Source organism: Phaeobacter sp. JH20_26 (assembly GCF_048056275.1).
Classification (GTDB): Bacteria; Pseudomonadota; Alphaproteobacteria; order Rhodobacterales; family Rhodobacteraceae; genus Phaeobacter; species Phaeobacter bryozoorum.
Genome location: NZ_JAYMWL010000019.1, coordinates 202079 through 228744 on the forward strand (window position 1 = coordinate 202079; position 26666 = coordinate 228744).

Below are 26666 nucleotides of genomic sequence, written 5' to 3' on the forward strand. Positions count from 1 at the left end.
TCGCGGAGTGGCCGTAATGGCTACCACATCACAGCCAACCAGCGACGAGCTGCTGGCGCGTGTTCTTTCCTCGCTGAATGACGACAAGGCCGAAGATGTTGTGCAGATCGACCTGCGCGGCAAAACGGCTATTGGCGACCATATGGTCATCGCCTCGGGTCGCTCGACCCGTCAGGTGGCGTCGATGGCTGAAAAGCTGGCCGACCGCCTGAAGCAAGACTATGGCATGGTCTGCAAGGTCGAAGGCAAGGACACCGGCGACTGGGTGCTGATCGATACCGGCGATATCATCGTCCATCTGTTCCGCCCGGAAGTGCGCGAATTCTATCAGCTCGAAAAAATGTGGCTGCCCGTAGGCACGTCACCAGCCCAGAGCGAGAACTGATCCAGCGACGGGATCCGGTTCCAAGAGATCGGTCCGCGCAGCTTGCCCTTTGCGTCTGGCGCGGACCCGTATCGAAAGTTCCTCATGCGACTCCATTTCTGTGTGGTCGGGCGCCTCAGGGCCAGCCCGGAAAAGCAGCTGATCGACGATTATATCGAGCGTTTTGACCGTACCGGTCGTGCGCTGGGTCTGGGTCCCTGCCGGATTGTTGAAGTTGAGGACAAGAAAAACGCAGGCATGGCCGCTGAGGCGGAACTGCTGCGCAAGGCAATCCCCAAGGGGGCTGTCATCTGCGTGTTGGACGAGCGTGGCAAGCTGCTCAGCTCGCCGGATTTCTCCAAACGTCTGTCTGATTGGCGCGATACCGGCCGTCAGGATGTTGCTTTTGTGATCGGCGGGGCGGACGGCATTGATCCGAGCCTGCGCGCTGAAGCCGATTTTTCAATTTCATTGGGCAAGATGGTCTGGCCGCATATGCTGGTGCGGGTGCTGCTGGCAGAACAGGTCTATCGTGCCGCAACCATACTGGCGGGCAGCCCCTATCACCGGGTTTAGCAGGCGCAGAGCGTCTGGTGCGCAGGCACCGGCCACCGCGCGGTGTTCAGCATGAGGTGCAGGTCAGGCGGAGCGTATATGTTGTCTCAGCCCAGCCGTCGACATTGCAGCGCGCCTGAATGAGGACGCTGTCCAGCCCGTCTGGTATCGCCACACCGGCCAGTGATCTGGTGAATGGCTGTTCGTTGACATGCGGATGCGCCAGTTCCCTCAGGCCCAGCACATTCCCGTCCATATCGAGCACCCGCCAGCCGTCGGTATAGTGACCCCAGCCGGTATCGGGGTGGCGCAGGGTGACGCTGATGCGCCAGCTGCCAGCTGTCTGCTGCGCGACAGCATCAGTTATTTGCGGATCATCGGCCAGCGCCGCCGCAGGCAGGCTTACCGCCACGAGCAAGGCGAAGAGTTTTGTCATGGCGCGAGTATAGGTCCGAAGCCTGCCGCGGTAATGTCACAACTCTGTGTTGGCAGCGGATCCTGAGGGTTCGTTTAAGGGTGGGGTCGCGTTTGCTGGGACCCGCTGCAGAATCTGGCGGGACTGCGAGGCAAACTCCCGCCGATAAAGCACCGCAAAGGTCACGATTGTCGCCGCAACCAGCGCCCATGGTCCGATCAGCCATGCGACGGCGGCGAGCGCGAAATAGGTGGACCGCATGGCGCGGTTGAAACTGCGCGCGGCCGTGATGCTCAGGTCTGCTGCCTGTCGCGCGCGGGGATAGGCACGGGGGTCGGCGTCGGTATTGGGCACAGCGGCCATCAGCACAAAACAATAGCCGAACAGCCGATGCGCCCAGACATATTTCAGGAACGCATTGGACAACAGCAACAGCACCAACAGGATTTTGACATCCCAGACAAAGGCAGGCGCGCTCTCCAGACTGAGATCCTGCGCCACACCGGCCAGTTGATCGGTATTGCCGATCAGTGCCAGCCCTCCGCCGATGGCGATCATCGAGGCAGAGGCAAAGAACGCGCTGCCTTGTCGCAGATTTGCGATCAGCTGGGCGTCAAAGATGCGGGGATCACGCTGCACCATCTGAATCATCCAGGCATGGCGGAACTCGGCCATCAGGCCAGAGACCGAGGGATGCTCCGAAGTGGCGTGTTCAATGCGCCAGCCGATGCCGATCCAGCAGAGCATCAACAACAGGCAGGCCGCCAGATCTAGGGGCGAAAACAGGGCGATACGGTCAAGCAGTGTCATGGCTCGACCCTACCTCCGGAACTCGGGGCTTGCCAGATCGTATAATTGGTAATATTAGTTTACCAAATTTAGCAATCCACAGGAGAGCCCCATGGAGATGCCAGCCCCGGATCAGACCGTCCTGTCGCGCAAGGCTGAACTTGTTTCGCGTCTTTCTGCTGTGTTGCCTGCGGATGCGCTGGTCGAAGATCCCGCAGAGACGCGGGCCTACGAATGTGATGCGCTGACCGCCTACAAATGCCCGCCGATGCTGGTGGTGCTGCCGCGGAGCACGCAAGAGGTCTCGGATGTGCTGCGGATCTGCCACGAGGCAGGCGTGCCGGTGGTCCCGCGCGGGGCCGGGACGTCGCTGGCCGGCGGGGCGCTGCCAACGGCCGATTGTGTCCTTCTGGGCGTCGCGCGGATGAACGCGGTGCTGGAAACGGATTACGACAACCGCATTATCCGGGTGCAAACCGGTCGCACCAACCTGAGTGTTTCGGGCGCGGTGGAGGAACAGGATTTCTTCTATGCTCCTGATCCGTCCTCGCAGCTGGCCTGCGCCATCGCCGGCAATATCGCGATGAACTCCGGTGGCGCGCATTGTCTCAAATACGGTGTGACCACCAACAACCTCATGGGTGTCACCATGGTGATGATGGATGGCACGGTGGTCGAGATCGGCGGCGCCCATCTGGATGCGGGCGGGCTGGATCTGCTGGGGGTGATCTGCGGCAGTGAAGGGCAGCTGGGCGTGGTGACCGAGGCGACCCTGCGGATCCTGCGCAAACCCGAAGGCGCGCGCCCGGTGCTGATCGGTTATGACAGCAACGAGGTGGCGGGGGCCTGCGTCAGCGATATCATCAGGGCAGGGGTTCTGCCGGTTGCGATCGAATTCATGGACCGGCCCTGCATCGAGGCCTGCGAGGCCTTTGCCAAGGCGGGTTACCCGATGTGCGAGGCGCTGTTGATCATCGAGGTCGAAGGCAGCGATGCGGAAATTGACCTCCAGCTGAGCCTGATCACCGAGATAGCCCGTTCGCACAATCCGGTGGAGCTGCGCGAGGCGCGTGACAGCGACGAGGCCGCGCGGATCTGGCTGGGCCGAAAATCGGCCTTCGGGGCGATGGGGCAGATCAACGACTATATGTGTCTGGATGGCACGATCCCTGTCACCGCGCTGCCGCTTGTCCTGCGCCGCATTGGGGAAATGAGCCGGGAGTTCGGACTGGACGTCGCCAATGTGTTCCATGCGGGCGATGGCAATATGCACCCGCTGATCCTGTTCGATGCCAACAAGCCCGGCGATCTGGAGACCTGCGAAGCCTTTGGTGCCGAAATCCTGAAGCTCTGCGTGGAGGTGGGCGGATGCCTCACCGGAGAGCATGGCGTGGGGATCGAAAAGCGCGATCTGATGCTACATCAGTACCGGCCCGCCGATATCGAGGCGCAGCTGCGGGTGAAAGATGTGTTCGATCCGAAATGGCTGCTCAACCCGGCGAAAGTGTTCCCGCTGTCCACGACCCAAAGCAGACGCGCGCCCGCAATCGCGGCTCAGTAACTGATGGTAGTCGACAGGCCCCGATGTGGGCCTGTTGCGGGGGCCTTGCCCCCACACCCCCAGAGTATTTTTGAAAAGGTGAAATCATGACACCTCAGAGTGAGGCCGAACTGGCCGAGATTATTGCGGGGGCCAAGGGGCCTTTGAGTATCCGAGGCAGCGGCACCCGTGGTATCGCCGACAACGGCGCGCCGCTGTCGGTCGCGGGGTTGAGCGGTGTCACCCTTTACGAGCCGGGAGCGTTGACGCTTGTTGTGCAGGCGGGCACACCGGTTGAGGAGGTAAAGCAGATCCTGGCAGGTGAAAACCAGCGCCTCGCCTTTGAGCCGATGGACCATCGCGGACTGCTTGGAACCGATGGCGCGCCCACTATGGGCGGTGTGTTTGCCGCCAATATCTCCGGTCCCCGCCGCATCCAATGTGGTGCGGCGCGCGATTTCCTGTTGGGGGTGCGGTTTGTGGACGGCCGCGGTGACGTGCTGAGCAATGGTGGCCGGGTCATGAAGAATGTCACCGGCTATGATCTGGTCAAGCTGATGGCCGGTGCCCATGGCACCCTGGGTGTGTTGAGTGAGCTGTCGTTGAAAGTCTTGCCCAAGGCTGAAGCCTGCGGAACCGTGGCGGTTGACGTCGCCGATCTGGCAACAGCAGTGGCGGCCATGTCGCTTGCGCTGGGCTCTCCTTATGATGTGACCGGGGCCGCCTATGATCCGGATGCGCGAAGGGCCTATATCCGGCTTGAGGGGTTTGAGGCCTCCGTTGCCTACCGTGCCGAAGCCCTGGCGAAGGAGTTGGCTGGATTTGGCGCCCCGGAGATCTCTCTTGGTGAGAGCACCGCATTGTGGGAGGGGGTTCGCGATGTGGCAACTTTCCACGACAAACCGGGCGATGTCTGGCGTATTTCGGTGAAACCCTCCGACGCGGTGGCGCTGGCGCCCGCGCTGCGGGCGGAGGCTTTGCAGTTTGACTGGGGCGGCGGGCTGATCTGGGCGCTGGTGCCCGAGGGGACTGACCTGCGGGCGCGGATCGGCGTGCCAGGCCATGCAACGCTGGTGCGGGCGTCTGCTCAAACCCGGCAGCAGCTGGGACAATTTCATCCGCAACCTGCCACGCTTGGCGCGATATCTGCGGGGCTGCGCCAGCAGTTCGATCCGCGCGGCATTCTTAATCCGGGACTGATGGGGTAGATCATGCAAACCACGTTTACCGAAGAGCAACTGCGCGATCCCGGCACCCAGCGGGCCAATGAGATTCTGCGGACCTGTGTGCACTGCGGCTTTTGCACGGCAACCTGCCCGACCTATCAGGTTCTCGGCGATGAGTTGGACAGCCCGCGCGGACGGATCTATCTGATCAAGGACATGCTGGAGAACGAGCGCAAGCCCGACGCCAAGACGGTGAAGCACATCGACCGCTGCCTGTCCTGCCTCGCCTGCATGTCGACCTGCCCGTCGGGTGTGCATTACATGCATCTCGTCGATCACGCCCGTGCCTATATCGAAAAACACTATGACCGGCCCTGGAGCGATCGTGCCCTGCGCTGGCTGCTGGCGCGGATCCTGCCCTATCCCGGCCGCTTCCGGCTGGCGCTCGTCGGGGCGAAGCTGGCACGGCCGTTTCGTGCATTTGTGCCTGACGCGCGATTGCGGGCGATGCTGGACATGGCGCCGAAGCGCATTCCGCCGGTCAGCCGCAACGATGATCCGCAGCGATTTGCACCAATTGGACCGCGCAAGAAACGCGTGGCCCTGATGACCGGGTGCGCGCAGAAGGCGCTCAACACCGATATCAATGATGCCACCATCCGCCTGTTACGCCGTCTCGGCTGCGAGGTTGTCGTCGCCGAAGGGGGGGGGTGCTGCGGGGCGCTGACACATCATATGGGTCGCGAAGACGAAAGCCATGCCACCGCTGCCAAGAACATCCGCGCCTGGTGCACAGAGATGGACTGGAAGGGCCTCGATGCGATTGTGATCAACACCTCCGGTTGCGGCACGACGGTGAAAGACTACGGGCATATGTTCCGAAATGATCCTCTGGCGGCAGATGCGGCGCGGGTGTCGGCCATTGCCATGGACATATCGGAACTGCTGATGCAGCTGGAACTGCCAGAAGGTGAGGACAAGCAGCTGACCGTGGCCTATCACGCGGCCTGTTCACTGCAACATGGCCAGCAGATCAAAACCCACCCCAAGACCCTTCTGAAGCGGGCAGGTTTCTCTATTGTTGAACCGGCGGATCCACATCTGTGCTGCGGGTCGGCCGGAACTTACAATCTGATGCAGCCGGAAATTTCGGCAGAGCTGAAGGCGCGCAAGGTCAAGACGCTTGAGGCGAAGAAACCGGATCTCATCGCGGCCGGGAATATTGGCTGCATGATGCAGATCGGATCGGGTACTGAGCTGCCTATCGTGCACACTGTTGAGCTGTTGGACTGGGCGACAGGCGGGCCCAAGCCGCGCGCGCTCCAGCTGGGCGGTAGCGTCACTGACACACGGGCCGGTGAGATCCCGATCTTGCGCTGACGCGGTCGGCAAGAAGCCGCCGCAGGCGCTAAACTGCCCGGGTGCATTCCACGTCCGCTTGCCGTAATTTTGCCCCAAGCAGTGCTTACCCTCGGAGGCGAGCGATTGGGACATGGGGCGGCGAAATGATGAGCGCGGGAATACGGATCAGGCAGCTGGTGCTGTCGCTGGCAGCTGCGCTGTCGGGCGTTGCTGTGCCCTCGGCAACGCTTGCCGATGACAGCCGTCTCCAGCGCCTCGAAACCACAGAGGCGGGCCGTGACTGGCAGGCGGTTGGTCGGCTGGACGTCAATGGCGAAGGGTTCTGTACCGGTGCGCTGATCGCGCCGGATCTGGTGCTGACGGCAGCGCATTGCCTCTATGATCGGGACAGCCGCACCCGGATCGAGCCGCAGACTATCGAATTTCTAGCCGGGTGGCGCAATGGTCGGGCCTCGGCCTACCGCAGCGTGCGTCAGGCGGTGATCCATCCAAGCTACATCTACGATGGCAAGGTGTCGACCGACAGGGTGCGCAACGATATCGCACTCCTGCAGCTGCAACGACCGATCCGCAACACCACAGTGACCCCGTTTGAAACCGACCAGCGCCCGGAGAAAGGCGCCCGGATTGGCGTTGTCTCTTATGCGCATGACCGATCGGAGGCGCCGTCGCTTCAGGATGTCTGTGCCGTCATGGCCCGGCAGGAGGGGGTGCTGGTGATGTCCTGCGATGTGGACTACGGCTCCTCCGGTGCGCCGGTGTTTTCCTTTGATGCCGGTCGGCCCAAGATTGTGTCGGTCGTCTCTGCCAAGGCCGAGGTCTCAGGCCAGCAGGTTGCGCTCGGGGCCGCCCTGGCTGAGGAACTGGCGCTGTTGCGCGCGCAGCTGGCCGGAAGCCGGATCGGTGGCCAGATGCCGCCCGGTGTCGGGCGTGTGACCGTGGGCGAACGGGGTACGACCTCAGGGGCCAAGTTCATCAAGCAATGAGATTTCGCGCCGCTGGCCGCAGCCGGTCGGTAGATCGGCGGTTCAGGCGCATTTCGGCGGCTGTCGGCAACCGGATGAAAGCTGAGAAATTTGTGCGCCCCAGAGGGTGGACGCCCTCTTGAACCGGCAATTCCAGTCCTTATCTCAGTGCTGTTCGGATCGCCGATGAACGGGGTCCGACGCTTCAGACGCCCGTCCCGATTGGGAGGGCAGGTTGAAATCGCTCACTGATGAGGATGACACATGCGTAGTTTTGATTTTGCACCGCTGCACCGGGCCACCATTGGCTTTGACCAGATCGCCGACCTGATGGATCGTGCACTCAGCTCTGATGTCGCGCAGCCGAGCTATCCCCCTTACAATATCGAAAAAACCGCCGCTGATGCCTATCGGATCTCGATTGCCGTTGCGGGCTTCTCCGAAGCCGATCTGGGTGTCGAGGTGAAGGAAAACGCGCTCGTCGTTTCGGCCAAGAAATCCGAGGATGACAGCGACCGCACCTACCTGCATCGCGGTATCGCGACCCGCGCGTTTGAGCGCCGGTTCACCTTGGCCGACCACGTGCGCGTCACCGGCGCCAGCCACTCCGACGGGATGCTGCATATCGACCTGCAGCGCGAGGTGCCCGAGGCGCTGAAACCGCGCCGGATCGAGATCACCTCAAACAATACCCGCGAATTGGACGCCAAACCGGTCAACTGATCCGCGCTGATCGCTGAGTTCGGTTAATCCAGAAACACAACAGCCCCCCGGATCCGCCGGGGGGCTGTTTGATTTTGTGTCGGGAGTCGGCTCAGTTCACCTTGAGCTGGCTGACCATCCCGATGGAGAAGAACATCGTCTCGCCGGAGGCATCATCGACGCCGTCGTTGTCCGTCACGACAAAGCCTTCTCCCTCGGCAGTGATCGCGAGGCCTTCGACCTTGTCCAGCACGTAGCCACCGGTTGCGGTCAGATCGGGCAGCAGATCGCGGACCAGCTCCTTGCTGACAACCGGCAGATCGCCGCCCAGCGGTGCAGGCTGCATCTCAGCCAGCGGAACGCGGTAGATCTTCTTGGTGATGGCGCGGAAATCATGCTGGTTGTCGCGTTCGATCACATAGACATAATCGCCATGCGCCACGATCTCCGACAGGCCGGTCCAGCCGGTCTGCGGCTCAGCCTTGGGATAATGGACCGCCCCCCATTCCTTGGTTTCCAGATTGTAGGCCACAAGTTTGACGTGGTTCTTGGGATCGTCTTTCCACTCGCGCTGAACCGCCATCCAGAGCGTCTCGCCGATCCTGGTGATGCCTTCAAAGCCAAAGCGTTTTTCAACCGCCATCAGTTCGGCGGGCAGACCGATTTCACCCGTCTTTGCCTTTATCAGACCATCCTTGGAAACGTGATAGATCGCGTGCGGGATGACGCGATCGCTGCGGCCTTCGGAGGCCACGTAAAAGCCGCCTGCGCCGTCAAGCGTAATGCCTTCCAGATCCAGTTTCTGGGCGGGGTTGCCGTCCTGCCGATGGATGCGGATCACATCGACGATGCGGGCCGGTGTCTGGCTGGGGTCAATCTTGAAGATCGAGGGCTGGAAGCCATAGAAACTGTCGTTGACCGCGTAGATCATGCCATCGGCATCCGCGACCATGCCCGATAGCGCGCCCCAGCCGATCAGTTCATCCGCCCCGGCAGAGGTCAGATGCGGATAGACCGGCGCGCCATCCTGTAGCGCGTACATCATCACGTGGGCGCGGGGGCCCTTGTCGTCGATCAGGTCCTTTTCATTGGCGGAGACCAGCAGATTGCGCTCAGGCAGTACAGCGTAGCCTTCCGGGCCGACGCCCGAGGGCAAGAGCTGTGTCAGCACCGGGTTGGCCATATCGCTGACATCGTAGACGCCGACAACAGACGCCCGCTCAGCCCCGACAAATACATAGGGTGTGCCGTCGAACTCCGCGAAGATCACGCTTTCGGGTTCCACTCCTTTGGCGTCAGAGCGTTTGTCAGGGTAGTGGCCGATCTGCACGATTGCATGTTCGAAGGAAGTGCCACTGTCATAGACGACGGTGCCGTCCTTGTTAAAGATCGTCCAGCCGCGCGATCCGCCCTGATAGTCGCCTTCGTTTGCGGTGGCGAAATGGGCGTCATCAATCCAGGTCACCGCATCCGGTTCGCGCAGGCGACCCGTCTGGTTCTCCTCAAAAATCAGTGCACCGCGTTCGTCCGTGGCGTCGATACCCTCCAGATCGACAGCCCCTGCCGAGAAATGGTTCACGATCTCGCCGTCCCTGGAGACGATCACCAGATGATTGTTCTCCTGAAGGGTGACGACGGTTTCCCCCAGCCCATTCACAGAGACATACTCTGGTTCCGGGTCCTCGCCTGCGATGTCAGCAAGGCCTGTCAGGTTCACCATCTTCATCGACGCGCAATCAAGGCCTCCCTCGGTGGTATTCACCAGCACCAGATTGCCCGCAGGCATCTGCGGCAGCATGCCATCATTCAGATCCTCGTCCCGCTCGTTTTCGATCGCCACGGCGAGGAAGGCGCCATCTTTGGACTTGGCGAGTGAATCCGGCTGACCACCCAGGTCGCAGGATCCGGTTTCAGCGCCTGTTTCCGTGTCAAAGGATGTCAGCAGGCCCGAGGGCTGCGTGTAGCTCTCAGAGGTGTTCACGCCCACATAGGCCGTGCTGCCAACAACCGCGACCGATGTCGGCTCACCCGGCAGGGCGATATTGCCCTTGGGGGACGGATTGGCCGGGTCGGTGATATCAATCAGCCCCAGCGCGCCCAGCGGGCTGTCGGTATAGACCAGCGTCATGCCATCGGCTGTAGCGTCGATGATCTCGGGCGAGGTCTCGCGCGTCTGATCCTCACCGGCGGCCATATTCTGGACGACGGGAAAGGCGGCGACGCGGTTAAAGGATTTCTCTGCCTGGGCGACACCAGCGGTGAGGGCCAGCACAGAAGTCAGGCACATGAGGCGCGGAAACATCGGCTACTCCGAAAATTGGACAATTGACTGCCCATGCTCCTGCCCGTTCTGCCTAACGGGAATGTGACGGTTCGATGTAGTTTTGATGATGCAAGAAGGCCCCGACAGCGATCTGTCGGGGCCCTATGTTGCGGATCAGACCGACATGCAGATGTATTTCATCTCCAGATAGTCCTCGATGCCGTGGTGGCTGCCCTCTCGGCCCAGCCCCGATTGCTTGACGCCGCCAAACGGCGCCACCTCGGTCGAGATGATGCCGGTGTTAACGCCGACAATCCCGTATTCGAGCGCTTCGGCCACCTTGTAGACCCGGCTCAGATCCTTGGCATAGAAATAGGAGGCAAGGCCAAAGATGGTATCATTGGCCATCTCGATCACGTCGTCCTCGGTCTCGAATTTGAACAGAGGTGCCATCGGGCCAAAGGTTTCGTCCTGAGAGAACACCATATCCTGTGTGGCGCCGGTGATGATCGTCGGCTCAAAGAAGGTGCCGCCCAGCTCCGAAGGATTGCCGCCCAGGATCACCTCTGCACCTTTCTCTTTGGCATCGGCAATATGTGCCTGCACTTTTTCAACAGCTTTCTGGTTGATCAGCGGCCCGAACTGTGTGCCCTCACTCAGGCCATCACCAACCGTCATCTTGGCCACGGCCACCTTCAGCTTGGCAGCAAAGGCGTCATAGACACCGGCCTGCACGTAGATCCGGTTGGCACAGACACAGGTCTGGCCGTTGTTGCGGAATTTGCACATGATCGCGCCTTCGACAGCCGCGTCGAGATCGGCGTCGTCAAACACGATAAATGGCGCGTTGCCGCCCAGTTCCATCGAACATTTCATGACGGTATCTGCCGCCTGCCGCATCAGGATACGACCAACCTCGGTGGAGCCGGTAAAGGTCAGCTTGCGCACGGCTTTGTTCTCGCAGAACTCCTTGCCGGTCTCAGACGCATTGGAGGAGGGGACGACATTGAACACACCCGCAGGAATGCCGGCGCGCTCCGCCAGAACCGCCAGAGCGGTCGCCGACAGCGGGGTCAGCTCGGCGGGCCGGGAGACAAAGGCGCAGCCAGCCGCCAGCGCCGGGCCCGCCTTGCGGGTAATCATCGCATTGGGAAAATTCCACGGCGTGATGGAGGCTGCAACGCCGATCGGCTGTTTCAGAACGGTGATGCGCTTGTCACGCTGGTGGCCCGGAATAGTCTCGCCATAGATGCGTTTGGCTTCCTCGGCGAAAAACTCGATGAACGATGCGCCATAGGCGATTTCGCCGCGCGATTCCGCCAGAGGCTTGCCCATCTCGGCGGTCAGGATCACCGCCAGATCCTCCTGGTTTGCCATCATCAGGTCGAACCATTTGCGCAGCACACCCGCGCGCTCCTTGCCGGTCCATTTGGCCCAGTCCTTCTGCGCCGCCTCTGCATGGGCGATGGCGCCTGCCACCTGGCTGCGGCTGACATCGGCCACCTGCGCGATCACATCGCCACGGGCCGGGTTGATCACGTCAAAGGTGCCGTCGTCGCCATCAACGAACTGGCCGCCGATATAGGCCCGGCTTTCCAGCAGGCTGGGGTCTTTGAGCAGGGATTTCAGATCTGTAGTCGCGTCAAGCATGGCTTGCCTCCCGGATGTCGTTTGCTGGCAATGGAAATCAGCTGTCACTTGATATGTCCAGAAAGAGTGATGAGTCCAGAATTTGATCAAATATACCGGCGGTATGTGGCTCGCTATTGCGCCGCCGGTTGCCGTGGGCCGTTTGACATGTCCGACCCAAGGTAGTCAGGTAGGGCAAATACCAAAAAAGGGGAGGTCCGGCATGGAACTGGACGACGCATATTCCAACGGGGCCTATATTGAGAACGCTGAAAGCTATCCGCCACGCTGGGCGGCCTCGGCCGAGGATTTCCGCAACGCCATGCGGGAGCGGTCGCGTATTGACGTCTCCTATGGGGACAGCGAACGCCAGAAATATGACCTGTTCTTCCCGAAAGGAGAGAGTAGGGGTCTCCTTGTCTTTGTCCATGGCGGCTATTGGCTCGCCTTTGACAAATCCAGCTGGTCCCATCTTGCGGTCGGGGCGCTGGCCCATGGCTATGCTGTCGCCATGCCCTCTTATGACCTCTGCCCCGAGGTGCGCATTGCCGATATCACCCGCCAGATTGCGGCGGCGGTGACGGCCATTGCAGCAGAGGTGCCCGGCCCGATCTCGCTGGCCGGGCATTCGGCCGGGGGGCATCTGGTGGCGCGGATGCTGGACAGGGCGCTGCTGCCCGCCGAGGTGGGGGAGCGCATCCAGACGGTTGTGCCGATTTCGCCTCTTGCGGATCTGAGACCGCTTCTGCGGACCTCAATGAACGACAAGTTCAAGATGGAGGCAGCCAGTGCGGCGGCGGAAAGCCCGGTGGATATGCAGGACCGCTATCCGGCGGAGGTCACTGTCTGGGTTGGCGGTGAAGAACGCCCGGCGTTTCTGGATCAGGCGGTCTGGCTCACCGAAGCCTGGGACGCAGATCACGTGATCGCCTTTGGCAAGCACCATTTCAACGTGGTCGAACCGCTGGCCGATCCTGAAAGCGATCTGGTGAAGCTGCTGACCAGGTAGCCGATCCGAAAGATTACGATCACCGGGCCGCATAAATTTGCGGCCCTTATCTTTCCAGGGGGCGTTTCGGCAGCCCGTGTCGAGGTCGCTTTTGGGCGATAGCTGGTGATTTCGAACCAGCGCCGTGGTGGCGCTCGGCCTATCGTGGTGTCACGGGTAAGGCGATGGCGTCGCCGCATGCACAGCATATTGCCCATGATTGATCTCAAAAAACACGTCCTGAACGCCGGGACCTTTCTTGTAAGATGGAAGGGTCGACTATGACTTCACGTCCTGAAATGTATCGTTTTCACAATGGTGAGAAGGCGCCGCTGCAATTTGCCGTTTCCGAATATGAGACGCGGATCGCAGGCCTGCGCAAGATCATGGCAGACACCGGTGTGTCCGCCGCGGTCTTCACCTCGATGCACAACATCTCTTATTATTCGGGCTTCACCTATTGCGCCTTTGGCCGCCCCTACGGTCTGGTGGTGACCGCAAGCGAAGCCGTGACCATCTCGGCAGGTATCGACGCGGGCCAGCCCTGGCGCCGTTCGTTCTGCGACAACATCACCTATACCGACTGGCAGCGTGACAATTTCTGGCGTGCAATCAAGTCGGTATCGGGCGAGGGCGCGGTTGTCGGCTATGAGAGCGACCACCTGACCCTGCTGCAGAAGGCCAAGCTGGAGGGCTTCCTGAAGCCGTCACAGCTGGTCGACCTCTATGAGCCGACCATGCGCCAGCGGATGGGCAAATCCGCAGCTGAACTGGAGATGATCCGGGCCGGTGCTGCGGTGGCGGACGTCGGCGGCTTTGCCATCCGCGACGCGGTCAGGGAAGGTGCGCGGGAGATTGACGTGGCGATGGCGGGCCGTGACGCGATGGAGCTGGAGATTGCCAAGCGTTTCCCGGATGCCGAATACCGCGATACCTGGGTCTGGTTCCAGTCCGGCATCAACACCGATGGCGCCCATAACCCGGTGACCGGTCGCACCCTGCAGCGCGGAGATATCCTTTCCCTGAATACTTTCCCCATGATTTCAGGATATTACACCGCGCTGGAGCGGACCATGTTCGTAAAGGAGGTGGATGCCGACTCGCTGCGCATCTGGGAGGCCAATGTGGCGGCTCATGAGCTGGGCATCTCGCTCTTGAAACCGGGGGCAAGCTGTGCGGAGATCACTCATCAGATCAATGCCTTCTTTGAGGAACAGGACCTGCTGCAATACCGCACCTTCGGCTATGGTCACTCGTTCGGCGTCCTGTCGCACTACTATGGCCGCGAGGCCGGGCTGGAGCTGCGCGAGGACATCGACACGGTGCTGGAGCCGGGCATGGTGATTTCTATGGAGCCGATGCTGACCATTGCCGACGGCCAGCCGGGCGCCGGCGGCTACCGTGAGCATGACATCCTGATCATCCACGAGGACGGCAACGAGAACATCACCAAATACCCCTACGGGCCGGAGTTCAACGTCGTCGGCTGACCCCGGCGCTGGATGGGCTGAAATATTGTCGGCAGGCGAGTGCTCCCGCCTGCTCCCCGCCTCCCGAAGGGAGGCCGTCCCAGTTGGGCGTGGCACCGTGCAAGGCACGGTGCCACATCGCACTTCCGAAGGTCTCCCCCGATCTGCGAGCGGCGGGGTGCCGCGCGTCTTCGCTGCGGGTGTCGGATGATCCTGCCGTCAGACCGGACCGGTGTGTCGCAAAGATTGCGCTGGCGTCCGGCATGAGGCATATGTGCGCTAAGGCGACATCTGATCCAGCGATCACGCCCGGTTCCCGGCTTATGCGGGGCTGCGGTGGATCCCGGTCGTGAACAAGGACATATCACAGCCATGCACCACCCCCCGGAGAAGCGAAAATCCGAATATGCGCTGATCCAGCTGTTGCCGAACATGATGACCATCGCGGCCATCTGTGCGGGGCTGTCTGCGATCCGCTTTGGGGTGCAGGGCAATTACACGCTGGCGGTTCAGCTGATCCTGGCGGCTGCGATCCTTGACGGGTTTGACGGGCGTCTGGCGCGTATCCTGCGCAGCGACAGCAAGATGGGCGCTGAGCTCGATTCGCTGGCGGATTTCCTCAACTTCGGCGTCGCCTCACCGCTGGTGATATACTATTGGGCATTGCAGGATATGCGCGGCCTCGGCTGGCTCGCGGTGCTGGTGTTCTCGGTCTGCTGCGTGGTGCGTCTGGCGCGCTTTAATGTCTCCACCAAGTCCGAGCAGAAAGTCACCGCAAAAAGCGTCTATTTCGAAGGCGTCCCATCTCCGGCGGGGGCGCTCCTGGCCATGCTGCCGATGTTCATCTCATTTGCCTTCGCCGACGCGCCGGTGGTCCCGGACATTCTCATTTGCCTTCACATGGTTGTCATTGGATTGCTTATGATCAGCCATGTGCCAACCTGGTCGCTGAAGGCTGTCAAAATTTCGCGCGAAAACGTGAAGTACTTTCTGGTCGGTTTTGCCTTTGCGGGGGCAGCCGTCCTGATTTACGCATGGATTACGTTGGTGATCCTGTGCCTTGGGTATGCCGCGATGGTGGCCTGGGGATTGGTTAAGAGGAAAACGCCGGAGACCGGCGCATAAAAGAGTAAGGGTGGAGAATTGGATATAAAGGCTGTTGAAACGTCGTATGCCCGTTGGGCGCCCGTTTATGACAAGACCTTCGGGGCGATCACCAATGTCGGCCGCCGCCGCGCTGTTGGGTACGTCAATGAACATCGCAGCGGTCGGGTTCTGGAGGTGGGCGTTGGCACCGGCCTCTCTCTGCCGCTCTACAAATCCCACCTGAAAGTCACCGGTATCGACTTCAGCGAAGACATGCTGCGCAAGGCGAAAAAACGTGTCGCCGAAAACAAGCTGCATCATGTCGAGGCACTGCGCCAGATGGATGCGCGCGCGCTCGATTTCCCCGATGCCACCTTCGACACCGTTTCTGCCATGCATGTCCTGTCGGTTGTACCCGATCCAGAGAAGGTGATGGGCGAGATTGCCCGTGTCCTCAAACCCGGGGGCAAGGTTGTCATCACCAATCATTTTCTGCGCGAACAGGGGGTGCTGGCCTTCATTGAACGGGTTTCGGCGCCCTTTGCCAATGTGCTGGGCTGGCATTCGGATTTTGAACTCGACACGATCCTCGGTGAAGATCATCTGTCCGTGGAGCATCATCAGCCCTTGCCGCCCTTTGGCCTGATGACGTTTCTGGTGCTGTCCAAAATTCAGTCCGTCTGAGCCGCCGTGCCGCACGGTGGGGGCGTCATCTGACGGCAAAGACCGATCGGGGAGCCGGTCGGTCTTTTCATTGCGGGGTGGCTCTGCAAAACTATCGCCAACCGGCCTGATGTCTGGTGCCTGATGACGGCACGGCAGTCGGGTTTTCTTTATCCGGGGGATGTAAATTCTGTTCACATTCCCCATATGACACATAAGACATTGCAGAAAGGGCACTTTATGAGCCAATCACAATTTGACGAGATGGTACGCGCCTCCCAGGACAAGGTGCGCGAGTCGCAATCCAAGATCGAGGCGCTGACCTCGCGCATCGAGGTGGCGCGTAGCAAGATCGAGGCGGGCGAGGATGCCAGCATCGACATCGAAAACGCGACGCTGGAGGATGTTCACGCCCACACCGAGGTGATGAACGCCAATATCGCCGAGCTGATCATGGGCCTCGACGATGTGACAACAGCCTTCTCCAGAGATTTCGACGAGATGCGCTCGAAAACCGGCTGGGAGAGCTTTGTCGGCTTCTTCTCCAAGGGCAAATCGGACTCGATGCGCCAGGAGCGGATGCGCACCGCCAGTATCGACGACAAGCTTCAGGATCTGATCGCCAAATCCGACGTCATCGTGAAACTCTTGGAGGGCCAGCTGGCCACTCTGGAAGAGCAGCGCGAGAAGGTACAGGTGAACCTCTCGGCCACTCTGGACGACCGCGAGTTGACGGTGCAGGAGCTGGAAGGCGTGCGTGCAGAGATTGTGGCGCTGGACCCGCAGATCATCGAGCTCGAGAACAAAATCTCTGTCGAGCAGGACGCCGCGGCACGCACCAAGCTGGAGACAGAGCTGGCGGAGATCAACGCAAAATACAACGCGATGGTGCAGGACGAGCAGGTAAAACTGGCGAAATCCCAGACGCTGGAGCGCTATATCGAGAAGGGCAAGACCTGGGTCGACTCCCTGCAAAACCAGGCGGCGACGCAGATGGTGCTGATCAACAAGCTGCAGACGGACACCCAGCAGCGGGTGGTGCTGTATGACGCGCTGACCAAATCGCTGAAGACCGCACAGCAGCAGGATGTGGCGCACCGGATCAACGAGATCGGCGTGCAGACAGATAAAGAAGCCCAGACCGCAATGGCCGCAATCGGTACTGCGACCAACCAGAAGATGGCCGACATGCTGGAAAGCCACGAGGACAACATGGTGTTCGCCCGCGACGTGCTGGAGAAGAAGGCCAAGGCCGATGAACGCTTTGCCCGCCGGTTCGCGGCGATTGTCGAGAAGCACGATAAGAACCTGTATGGGGGGTGAGCTTGGACTGGCTGGAGTTCCTGAATGTCTCGTGGCCGCCGAATTGGTTCTGGTGGAGCGTGCTGGCGGTCATTTTTGGGACTTTGGCTGTTCTCTACTTCGCTGTTGGCGACCCTTATGCGGGCTGGGTTTTAGTTGCAGTGGCTGGGATGTTTGCGGCATTTGCCTGGGATCTGCGTAAGGAGCGGGATGGCTAGGCACTTGGTGTCACTCAGTATTGGAATTGAGATGTTCAGAAAATTCAACAGAGGGTCACGCCCGGCCCGAGGGTGGGCGTACTCCGCGCCCGCTCTGGGGGGCGGGTCGGGCGCAATCTGGGCTGCTGTGCATCCCGGAGGGTTGTCATGACCGATCCCTCGCATGATCACGCCGGCCTCAGCGATACCTTCGCCTCACGCCGGTATTTCAAGAAGTTCGAGACCATTATCCGGCACCTAACCCGGGTGTCGGCAGCGATGCAGGCGGAGGGGCGGCTATCGAAATCCGATGTGAAGGTGCTGACCGCCTACCTGATGCGGCTGAACTTCACCTTCCGCGCGCTGTCGATGAAATACCTGATGGCGGGGCGCGACACGGGCCGCTTTTTTGGTAGCCTGGCGATGGACAAGCGCGACAGCGGATTTCCCGTCGCCGCCGAGTTGATGACCATGGCCAATGACGCCCAGCAGGCGGAGCGGCACCTGGCCAATATGGCCAGTGAGGCGCAGCTGAAGGACGATATGGTGCGCACCATCATCTCGGAGCGCACAACGCCATCAAAACTGCAATTCGCTCTGTCGCAACGGCTTTATTATCAGGAGCTCATGAAGGGGCAGCTGTTCTGGACCCAAAATGATCCGGTCTGCGAATGGCTGGAAAACCTTGGCCCGCGCCGTCGGCGCTTCCTTTTGCATTGGGCAGCCTACGACAGCCAGGTGAACCTGCCGGTGATCTACCTGATGGAGCTGGAGGACAGCGGCAAGGTGGCGCTGCCCAAGGATGAGCGCCGCTGGCCCGAGGTGCAGGCGCATCTGATGGCACAGGCCTTGGCCGGGCTGAAGCTGGTCACGATTGCCAAGGGGTTTGACGAGGATTTCGACGACCTCCACCCCAAGCATCTGCGCCGCTACCATGTGGGGCCGATGTATTCCTCCGCCTATACCGATCAGTCCGGCCCGCTGCACCGGGTGCTGGAGGAGGCGGAGGCGCCCGCGGGCCAGGACTGGGCCTTGGCCTGGACGCTGGAGGAGCTGGAGAGCGAAGACGTGCGCGAGGAGCGCGCCGGCTGGTTCGGCACCGTGGAGCGGCAGATCTTTGCGCTTGACCCCTTTGGCGGCCGCGGCGCGGATACCGGCGCGACCCGGACCCAGCGCGCCATCATCCTGCCGCAGCGCCCGTTCCAGGTGCTGGCAGAGCTGGATCCGCCGGGATTTGCCGACGTGCAGAAGTTTGTGGTGAGCGACACTGGGCAGGTGCTGCGGTATTGAGCGGCTGCGCGAGCCGTGAGTGCGGGAGCCTCCGGCGGGGATATTTTATGGCCAGAAGAAGCGCGGGTTGGATTTTAGGCCCGCAAGCGACGGATTGAGAGGGTGAGATGAGCATTTCAGGCAACCAGATGGAACTGCGGGAAGAGGATATCCGCAAGCACTACGCGGCGGCTGCGGCGATGCTGGAGGGGTTTGACCACACCCCGCGCATTGCCAAGCCTGCGATCGAGGGCAAGGCGCCGGAGCGCTCAGCCGGGATTGGCACGCGTCGGCGTTTCCGCTCCACCACGCCGGGGCTGGTCACACGCTCCACCGCGCGCCCTGAGGGTGTGCATCTGATTGCCCGCATCGAGGCGGCGGATGACGATGATCCGCTGACCTCGCCGCTTCAGGCGACCCTGCAGCATGCCTTGCGCCGGGCGCTGGCGGTCTCCCTGGCGATGGGGGAGGCCTATGCGGATGTGTCCGGATTGGCGGATCTGAAGCGGGCCAATCTGGCCGGTTCTTTGGACGCGGCGCGCAAGGGGGAGTTCACCGAACTGCTGGCCGCCGAGGCGCTGATTGCGGCGCATGTGTTTGCCAATGCCGCGGCCTATCTGCTGGCACCGCACGGCTCCGAGGCGCAGGCCGAGGTGGGCGAGGCGGAGGAGCTGCTGACGGATAACGCGCCGCTGGCGCTGCACGGGGCACTGTGGGAACTGGACCAGAAACTGGCGCTGCATGCCCCCAATGATGCGCATCTGATCGCGGCCACGGCCGCCTATGCGGAGCAGCTGATGGAAAAGGCGGCCTTGCGCGCCCAGAACGCGCCGCGGCTGGAAGCGTTCACCGCTGCGGACTGGCGGGTGGAGGCGGATGACCTGACCATCAGCGGCTTTGAACCGGCGGCGAAGGCAAAGTCCACAACGCTCACCATGGCGTTCAAGAAACCGCATGAGGTGGTCGGCAACCATATCGCCAAATACCAGGCACTGCGCCTGTCCAAAATGCTGATGGCCTATGATTTCGACCGCCGCCTGAACCCGTTTGCCGAGATGGGTGGCTTCATCTTCACCTTCATGGGGGATGGCAAGCCCGGGACGGGCAAGACGACGCTCATTCAGATGATGGCCGGCCTCATCCATGATTATTGCCAGAACGCAGGCTATGCCTTCCGCTACCAGAATTTCGGCATCGACAATATCGACAGCTATCAGGGCAAGTCCGGCCAGAACGCCAAATCCTTCATCCAGAATGTGATCGACCCGCATGTCATCGGCTTTGGCACCATCGACGACATCGACCAGATCGCAGGGAAACGCGGCGACCGCCAGTCCAGCGCGGGCCAGCAGGAGGTGACGGCGGTGTTCATGGAGGCCTTTGCCGGCGCCAATACCGTGGTACGCGGCAACTGCACCTTTGGCATGTTCTCCAACTACCCGGAAAATGTGGATGACGCCCTGCGGCAGCGGGCCGGCGCGCGGTTCCTGGTGGACGGGCCGCAGACGCGGGAGGATTACATCGACATCCTGACCCTCCTGATGGGCAAGAACCACAGCATTCCGCTGGGCGACCATGACCTTTACGGCGCGCAGGAGATCAAACAGGCCGTTGCACGGTCGTTCGAGGCGCACAACCGCCCGCAGGAGCCGGGGCTGATGGAGGTCTTTGGCCGGGTGCATGACCAGATCGGCGCGCTGGATGATCTGGCCAAGCTCGGCACGTACCTCAAGGCAATCCAGCAGGCGGATGAGCGGTTCACCGGCCGTGCCATCAAGAACATCACCGATGCGGTCAAGGTCCGGGCGATGGATTTCGAGCTGCCGGACGACTGGATGGAGAACCCGGAGCTGTTCCTGTTCAAGGATTACGAGACCAAATCCGCGATGATTGCGGAGCTGCGGGTGCCCATCACGGTCGACATGGTGGTGCAGGAGATCAACCGCTACGCCGACAGCGAGTTCCGCTATGCCGACAAGTCGGATGAGGTGGCGATTGAAAACATGGTGCGCGATTTCGGGCGGCAGGAAGAAGCCAAGCGGCGGTATCTGGAGGGGAAGGGGTGAGCATTCTTCTCCACAGAAGGGCAGAGTCCGCCCGCGGGCGGAAGCATGGCGCCCGCCCATGGGGGCGGACGGGCGCTACCCGAACCGCAAGCGCCTCGGGCGGGGAGGCTTAAATGGCTGAGAAAAGCCCGCGTGCCTTTTGGAGACTGCAAAACCCAATCATGTGGGCATGTTTGGTGACGCTAACTTTTGTCTGTCTCATTCTTTGGTTCGGACTAGCAAGTACATGCAATGAGATTCTTTTTCCAAAAGGCGACTGCCCTCCGAAATGGAGGCACTTGCTGGTGGCTCCTCCAAATGAAGTTGGTGATACGCTCGCAGGTTTGGCCGGTGTGTTAGCTTTCGTTTGGCTTATTGCGACTGTGTTGTTGCAAGCTACTGAACTCCGCGAGCAGCGAGAAGAGTTTGAGCGGATGGCTGACGCGCAAAGTGAACAGGTGAAGCTTCTGCAAAAACAAGCCGCTGTCTTTGCTGCAGAGTTAGAGGACAGACAAGGTGAGCGCTCGCGAAAGCTGCTGAATGTACAGCTAAAATCTTTGTCTGACTTGCTCGATTTAGAAAGCCGTGCAGGCGACCTGTTTGGGATGAATGATGCGCATAACGAGAAGCTATTTGAGCGACGTGCCGCAGAGGACATCGATATCCATATCTTTCGAAATAAGGATGCTGTGACAGACTTTTACATCAGGAATGAAGATCTGGATCTTGGCGGTCAGTCACTCCTTAGAGGATCCATCGCGCCTTATCTCAAAATAGCTGGCCTTACCCAGCAGATCAGTAACTTGTGGGACGCTTTGCCCGAAGATCAGCTCGCGAGACTTAGTAGCATTGGCTTCACTGATTTGCACCATGCCATTAACAGGTTTGTCGATGACAATATCTGGTCCGATGATGCAAGCGACCCAATGAACCCAGCGAATTTTCTCGAAAGGATTGGTTGATTGAAACGCCTCATCCAAAACGGTCTGATGTTCGGCAATCTTTTCCATGTGGCCTCGCCCGCGCTGGTGGAGCGGTATAACCGCGCGCTGAAGCATCTGACCGGCAAAACCACCACCCTCACGGATTTCCACGTCGATATCTCTGGCTACTCGCCGGAGGTGGGCGATGAGCTGGGCGATGATCACTATCTGAACCACGCGGGCGTCAACCGGCAGTTCATCCTGCTCAGTACCGAGCAGAAGCGCTGCCCGCTCCTGAATGTGAAATTCTCCACCAGCCGGGACATTCTGCGCCGGTTCATTGCCGCCAATGAAAGCCAGCTTTTTGCACTGACGGCCACGGATGCGGTGGCGGGCGAGCTGGTGAATTCGGTCTTCGAGGTCACGACCCCGGCCAAATTGTTCGATATCCGTCAGGTGCGGATCGAGGCCGACACCACGCGGGCCACGCTGCGGCAGGCGGATCGGCTGGCGGAGCTGGTGGAACGGTTCAAGAGTGAGGAAGACGGCTGGTTCGATGACGCGCTGATCGCCGAGATGATCGAGACGGCGGAAAAAACCGGCGATGTCACCCGCAACCCGGTGCGGCTGAAGCATGAGGTGTTTGAGCAGCAGAATTTCTGGACCGCGCATTTCGGCGGGCTTTACGTGTTTCAGAAGGTGGAGCACCCGGCGGTGATCGCCAGCGGCGCCAAGCCCGAGGGCGTGCCGCTGGACCATGTGTTCGACCTTGGCCAGAAGAACGCCATTGCCAAGTTTCTGGAGCTGAACGGGCTGGTGGAGCCGATCATCCGCGCACGCGGTGTCGATGGCGCGGCCATCCTGCGCCAGAAGATGGGATTTCTGGCGATCAGTGTGCTGGCGGATAAGGGCATGGACCTCTCCGGCCTGTCGCGCAGCGATCTGCGGCGGCTGGCAGCGCGTCACGCCAGTGATCTGCCTGCGGAGTTCGAGGGTATGGCGGCCATGGTCCGCTGGGCAGATAGCGGCGGCGCATGGCCCCAGATCAAATCGGACCATCCCGCCTATTTCTATTGCCTGCGGGCAACCAATACGCCGGATCGCGATCTGGTCAACATGCTGCTGGCAGAGCTGACCCCGCTGGATTTCCGCCAGCTGTTCATCTGCCACAAGGAGGCGTTCTATCAGCAGTATCGCGGCTGGCCAGAGAACAAGAAGGATCACGTCGTGACCTTCCTTGCGCGGGAATATGCCGTGGACAAGGCCGGCGCGCGGGCTGCTCTCTTTGGCCATGAGCCGGATATGAGCGGTCGCAGCCCTGCGGTCGAGGCCCGCCGTCGGGGGGCCGAGCAGGCGCCTTCCCCGGATCGTCTGGTCGAGCGGGTCGGCCCCTGGGGGGCGGTAGGTCGCCGGGGCAATACGCGGGGGCGGCGCTGATGTTTGCCTTCATTCGCCTGATGGCGATCCTTCTTGTGGTGCTGACGGTGATCTATGCCCTGGTGTCGCTCTACTCGCGCGAGGTACGTCGGGCCAAGCTGAAACGCCGCTGGACCGAGAAGGGGTTGACCGGAGACCGTTCCGCCTTCATCCAGCGCGGGCTGCACCAATATGATCGCTCGCTGCGGCGCAGGCTGATCCTGCTGGTCTATATCGTGCCGCTGGGGGCCATTGCGCTTCTGGTTTATGTCATGAATTTCATGTGAGGTCGCTGATGCGTTACGTAAAATGGGTGTTCATTCTCACCTTCTGGCTGCTGGCGGGGGCCTTTCTGCATTACACGCTGCCGCAGAACGACGTGGTGCGCGTGGTCAAGACCGAGGTGCGCCGGGTCGATTTTGGTGAAAACTCGATCTTCTGGGCGCAGCAGGATACCGCACAGGAAAGCGCGACCAGCGTCAACCGCGACGTGCGCTTTGTCGAGGCTTTCTTTCCCAATGGTCGCCCGATCGTCTATCGCAACGAGGACACCGGCTGGGGCTGGCCGCCGTATTTCAAGCTGGACAGCTCCAATCTTCAGGCCGAGCTGACCGATCTCGCGTCCACCAAATCAGACCCGCAGTGGGTGCTGGTCCGCCACTATGGCTGGCGCAATGAATTCCTGTCGATCTTTCCCAACGCGGTTGCGGTCAAACCGGTTGACGGCCCGGATCATACCCAGGTGAACTGGTTCAACATCATCTTCCTCACGCTGCTGGCAGCGGTGGTCTGGGCGATATATGTGCGCTGGCGCCGTTTCCGCCGGGCGCGCATCGACCCGATGGTCGAGAATGTCGAAGACAGCCTTTATGCTGCCGGCGATGCGCTGTCGGAACGCCGTGGCCGGTTGCGCCGCTGGCTGGACAGCTGGAAGCAGAAATAGCGCAGGACAAGCGGGGCTGCCGACTGCGCAGCCCCAGATGGCCCCCTAGTCAGAGAACAGATGCTCGGTCCGGGCAAGGCTCAATGCGGCGTCATGGTCCAGCGCCAGAAACGGCATCAGCTGTTCGGCGATCTGCTCGTCACTGTCGCTTTCGCGGATCAGGCTGAGGTGATCAAATCCCACATCGCGGATGCGGTCGGATTCATGCTGGATATCGTTGCGGATCGTCGGCAACAGCCGCTCCAGTGCGGCGGCTGAGGTTTGTTGACCGGCCAGACCAATGCGTTCGGCATGACCGGTGAGATAATCGTCGCTCAGGTAGCATTCGATCTGTAGCAGACGTGTCACCGCCCGGTCCGCGCAGAAATCCTGCATCAGCTCCAACGCCGAAGGGTCAAGGCAGATCACCAGCCGGTCGGTCTCATAATAGTCAAACAGCATCCGAACCAGCGCGCGGCGGTGGCGGGTGCGTTTCCATAATGTCGCCTCGATACCGCCGAGGTCGGGCATCTCGGTGCCTTCTTCGTCAAACAGATAGGCGAGCGCCGGGATGTTGCTGACCTCACGCAGCCGCTCGATCAGGCGTTTGGCCACATGCCATTTCTTGCAGGTGATGATCAGCAATTCGCGGTTGCGCCCGAGCGTGCTTTCGGTTTCCCAGAAACGGGGGGCAAAGCGCAGCCCGTTGCGTCCGCGTTTGGTCAGAAACTCATAGAGGTTACGACCCTCGTTGGAGATCTGAAACTCAACCCCCTGTGCGGCATAAAGCGCGCCGAGCCGGGATTTCAGCTCCTGTGCCTCGGGGCTGATCTTGCGGGCAAAGAGAAAATCCTGCCCCATCAGCATGTCGTAATGGTCGTTGTAGAACTGTACCGGCATTCCGTAGTCAGAGAACATCAGCAATGTCAGCGTGCGGCTCTCGATCTCCCTGGCGGGAACCAGATGGCGCACCAGGGTCTGAAAGAAGGTCTCATCCGGGATCCAGGTGGTGCGAAAGAACCGCAGCACATCGCGGCGGTCCTTCAGGAACGCCAGGATCCATTCCACGGTGCGGCGGCGCAGGCACCACCACTGGCTGCCGATCTGGATCTGCATATCCTCGGGCAGGACGCGCGTCAGGCCCAGCCGTTTCTGCACCATGTGGCTCAGATCAAAGAGGCGTTTGTTCCTGCGTTCGTTGAAGATATGGCGATAGATCAGCCGGTCTTCCTTCATGCCGGTCTTGATCCAGTCGCTTTCAAAAAAATCGAAGCTCTCGATGTAATCGCAATCCTGCGCGTCCAGCAGCTGGCGCGCGTATTCGGCCGTCTTGATCGCCATGCAGTCGCCGGACACCATGTAGAAATGCGTCGCCCGAGGGAAGGTGGCGACGGCGCTTTCAAGCGCGTGGAGCGTCGCCTGAACCAGAGACCATTCGCCCCAGCCGCATTTGACCCGCTTGCGGGCAAAGCAGACATTCGGGTTGTCCTTCAGCGCGGCTCGGATTTGCTGGAAATCACGCGCAGGAGACCGGCCATCGAAGTGGATCGCCATGTAATCCCCGGCGGCAGTCAGTTGCTCTGCCTGCTGGATAATCGCCTCTGGGTCCTTATGGCACAGCAGAACATATGCGATTTTTGCCATGACGACGCCCCGGGGTCTTATTTTGATTGATTGTTTCCTTGATACTGACGAATTCTCACTGAATAAACCGCATTATTTAGCTTTTAACGACTAGGCTGGCAGATGGCGCCTATTGCAGCGCATCGGACTGGGAGAGCAAGAATGGGATTTCCGGGCACTTGGATGACAGAGAGCGAAAGCGTGGTCTACCGCGTGGTGCCCAAATGTGCCTGCTCGACCATTGGTCAGATCATGTATTACTCAGATCATGGCCGGTTCTTCGATGGCGATATCCATGATGCCACCAGCGGGCTGCATAAATGGGCTCTGCCGGACAGCCAGCCGCTGATTACCGGCAATGTGCAGTCGCAGAAATCCTATGCGTTCACCTGCGTGCGCAACCCTTACACGCGCGTGCTGAGTTCCTTCTTCGACAAGATTTGCGGCATCCAGCGCAATGGCAAACGCTACCGGGGCAATCTGGTGCCGCGGCTCACCTATGACTACGGGATCGAAGTGGGCGGTGACGATGGCAAGCAGCCCTTTGACCAGATCAAGAGCTTTCGCCGTTTCCTGCTGTTTGTCCGCGACACGGTGAAGTTTCGCCGCCCGATGGATCCCGATATCCACTGGTCGGCAACCTCGGGCCATGTTTCCACCTTCATCTGCAACGGCGGGCGCTACGATAAGGTGATCTGGACCGAAGCCTTCAACGAGGGCATGCAGGATGTACTGGACGCCATCGAGACGCCGCATCAGGTCGATCTGGCGCAGATCCCGCGCTTCAACGAAAGCGAAGGTCACGGTCCCAAGCGGGCTCATCCGGTCGAGGAGTACTTTGACGATCTGTCGATGCATCTGGTCTATGAGATCTACAAGCGCGATTTCGAGGTGTTCAAATACGATTTTGAAAACCCCGCCAACAAGATGCCCATCGGCGAGATCGACCTCGATGAGGTGCATGCCAAACTGGGCGAATAGGTCACACCCGACCATCAGCTCCCGCCCGAGCT

General features: G+C 60.6%; 25 protein-coding genes. 20 read left to right on the top strand and 5 right to left on the bottom strand.

Translation table 11 applies throughout. The features are described 5' to 3' along the window. The first annotated feature begins 16 nt into the window (after window positions 1-16). Together rsfS and rlmH are read left to right on the top strand one after the other, a co-directional pair. The gene (rsfS, locus tag VWY60_RS16410; RefSeq protein ID WP_416541175.1) at window positions 17-385 is read left to right on the top strand and encodes a ribosome silencing factor; all 369 of its coding nucleotides are present in this window, start codon (window positions 17-19) and stop codon (window positions 383-385) included. An 84-nt stretch (window positions 386-469) separates the two neighbouring features. After that, window positions 470-940 carry a 23S rRNA (pseudouridine(1915)-N(3))-methyltransferase RlmH gene (gene rlmH, locus VWY60_RS16415; RefSeq protein WP_416538235.1) on the top strand — a complete coding sequence of 157 codons (471 nt, stop codon included), beginning with the start codon at window positions 470-472 and terminating at the stop codon, window positions 938-940. A 46-nt stretch (window positions 941-986) separates the two neighbouring features. On the opposite strand, the gene VWY60_RS16420 is transcribed toward rlmH, so the two are convergent. Continuing rightward, the gene (locus VWY60_RS16420) at window positions 987-1355 is read right to left on the bottom strand and encodes a hypothetical protein (RefSeq protein ID WP_416534591.1); all 369 of its coding nucleotides are present in this window, start codon (window positions 1353-1355) and stop codon (window positions 987-989) included. 36 nt (window positions 1356-1391) lie between these two features. Next, entirely contained in the window at window positions 1392-2144 is a 753-nt protein-coding gene (locus tag VWY60_RS16425) for a DUF599 domain-containing protein (RefSeq protein ID WP_416541176.1), read from the bottom strand. A gap of 91 nt (window positions 2145-2235) precedes the next feature. Here VWY60_RS16425 and VWY60_RS16430 point away from each other — a divergent pair, with 91 nt between their 5' ends. The 5 genes from VWY60_RS16430 (at window position 2236) to VWY60_RS16450 (ending at window position 7879) form a co-directional block, all read left to right on the top strand. Then, window positions 2236-3684: an FAD-linked oxidase C-terminal domain-containing protein gene (locus VWY60_RS16430; protein WP_340546754.1), complete on the top strand. Its 1449-nt coding sequence runs from the start codon at window positions 2236-2238 to the stop codon at window positions 3682-3684. An 86-nt stretch (window positions 3685-3770) separates the two neighbouring features. Continuing rightward, entirely contained in the window at window positions 3771-4871 is a 1101-nt protein-coding gene (locus VWY60_RS16435) for an FAD-binding protein (RefSeq protein WP_416538238.1), read from the top strand. Window positions 4872-4874: 3 nt separating this feature from the next. Continuing rightward, on the top strand, window positions 4875-6209 hold the full coding sequence (gene glcF, locus VWY60_RS16440; protein ID WP_416541177.1) for a glycolate oxidase subunit GlcF: 1335 nt from the start codon (window positions 4875-4877) through the stop codon (window positions 6207-6209). 128 nt (window positions 6210-6337) lie between these two features. Further along, on the top strand, window positions 6338-7177 hold the full coding sequence (locus tag VWY60_RS16445) for a trypsin-like serine peptidase (RefSeq protein WP_416541178.1): 840 nt from the start codon (window positions 6338-6340) through the stop codon (window positions 7175-7177). A gap of 243 nt (window positions 7178-7420) precedes the next feature. After that, on the top strand, window positions 7421-7879 hold the full coding sequence (locus VWY60_RS16450) for an Hsp20 family protein (protein ID WP_416538240.1): 459 nt from the start codon (window positions 7421-7423) through the stop codon (window positions 7877-7879). Between the two features lie 91 nt (window positions 7880-7970). On the opposite strand, the gene VWY60_RS16455 is transcribed toward VWY60_RS16450, so the two are convergent. After that, window positions 7971-10160 carry an esterase-like activity of phytase family protein gene (locus VWY60_RS16455; protein ID WP_416541179.1) on the bottom strand — a complete coding sequence of 730 codons (2190 nt, stop codon included), beginning with the start codon at window positions 10158-10160 and terminating at the stop codon, window positions 7971-7973. Between the two features lie 135 nt (window positions 10161-10295). Then, window positions 10296-11771 carry an NAD-dependent succinate-semialdehyde dehydrogenase gene (locus VWY60_RS16460; RefSeq protein WP_416541180.1) on the bottom strand — a complete coding sequence of 492 codons (1476 nt, stop codon included), beginning with the start codon at window positions 11769-11771 and terminating at the stop codon, window positions 10296-10298. 202 nt (window positions 11772-11973) lie between these two features. Here VWY60_RS16460 and VWY60_RS16465 point away from each other — a divergent pair, with 202 nt between their 5' ends. The 12 genes from VWY60_RS16465 (at window position 11974) to VWY60_RS16520 (ending at window position 24051) form a co-directional block, all read left to right on the top strand. Beyond that, a complete protein-coding gene (locus VWY60_RS16465) occupies window positions 11974-12759 on the top strand; it encodes an alpha/beta hydrolase (RefSeq protein ID WP_416541181.1) in 786 nt (261 codons plus the stop codon). Window positions 12760-13019: 260 nt separating this feature from the next. Continuing rightward, complete coding sequence (locus VWY60_RS16470) at window positions 13020-14228, top strand: aminopeptidase P family protein (protein ID WP_416541182.1); 1209 nt, start codon at window positions 13020-13022, stop codon at window positions 14226-14228. A gap of 351 nt (window positions 14229-14579) precedes the next feature. Beyond that, entirely contained in the window at window positions 14580-15332 is a 753-nt protein-coding gene (locus VWY60_RS16475; protein ID WP_260079953.1) for a CDP-alcohol phosphatidyltransferase family protein, read from the top strand. An 18-nt stretch (window positions 15333-15350) separates the two neighbouring features. Next, the gene (locus tag VWY60_RS16480; RefSeq protein ID WP_340546762.1) at window positions 15351-15977 is read left to right on the top strand and encodes a class I SAM-dependent methyltransferase; all 627 of its coding nucleotides are present in this window, start codon (window positions 15351-15353) and stop codon (window positions 15975-15977) included. Between the two features lie 219 nt (window positions 15978-16196). Continuing rightward, a complete protein-coding gene (locus VWY60_RS16485) occupies window positions 16197-17279 on the top strand; it encodes a hypothetical protein (protein WP_340546763.1) in 1083 nt (360 codons plus the stop codon). Between the two features lie 2 nt (window positions 17280-17281). Further along, entirely contained in the window at window positions 17282-17476 is a 195-nt protein-coding gene (locus tag VWY60_RS16490) for a hypothetical protein (RefSeq protein WP_416541183.1), read from the top strand. A 147-nt stretch (window positions 17477-17623) separates the two neighbouring features. Next, window positions 17624-18745 (top strand): hypothetical protein, encoded by a 1122-nt coding sequence (locus VWY60_RS16495; protein ID WP_416541184.1) that lies wholly within the window; start codon window positions 17624-17626, stop codon window positions 18743-18745. A 107-nt stretch (window positions 18746-18852) separates the two neighbouring features. Beyond that, entirely contained in the window at window positions 18853-20790 is a 1938-nt protein-coding gene (locus tag VWY60_RS16500; RefSeq protein ID WP_416541185.1) for an ATP-binding protein, read from the top strand. A gap of 113 nt (window positions 20791-20903) precedes the next feature. Then, window positions 20904-21731: a hypothetical protein gene (locus VWY60_RS16505; protein WP_416541186.1), complete on the top strand. Its 828-nt coding sequence runs from the start codon at window positions 20904-20906 to the stop codon at window positions 21729-21731. Further along, window positions 21732-23129 (top strand): DUF6638 family protein, encoded by a 1398-nt coding sequence (locus tag VWY60_RS16510; RefSeq protein ID WP_416541187.1) that lies wholly within the window; start codon window positions 21732-21734, stop codon window positions 23127-23129. After that, window positions 23129-23395, top strand: a complete 267-nt coding sequence (locus VWY60_RS16515; protein ID WP_416535291.1) for a hypothetical protein — start codon at window positions 23129-23131, stop codon at window positions 23393-23395. Before VWY60_RS16510 ends, VWY60_RS16515 begins: the two co-directional genes overlap by 1 nt. 8 nt (window positions 23396-23403) lie before the next feature. Then, complete coding sequence (locus tag VWY60_RS16520) at window positions 23404-24051, top strand: DUF1523 family protein (RefSeq protein ID WP_340546769.1); 648 nt, start codon at window positions 23404-23406, stop codon at window positions 24049-24051. A gap of 45 nt (window positions 24052-24096) precedes the next feature. Here VWY60_RS16520 and VWY60_RS16525 read toward each other — a convergent pair whose 3' ends face one another. Beyond that, entirely contained in the window at window positions 24097-25674 is a 1578-nt protein-coding gene (locus tag VWY60_RS16525; protein WP_416541188.1) for a DUF5928 domain-containing protein, read from the bottom strand. A 141-nt stretch (window positions 25675-25815) separates the two neighbouring features. Here VWY60_RS16525 and VWY60_RS16530 point away from each other — a divergent pair, with 141 nt between their 5' ends. After that, window positions 25816-26634, top strand: a complete 819-nt coding sequence (locus tag VWY60_RS16530) for a sulfotransferase family protein (protein ID WP_416535289.1) — start codon at window positions 25816-25818, stop codon at window positions 26632-26634. Window positions 26635-26666 lie beyond the last annotated feature (32 nt).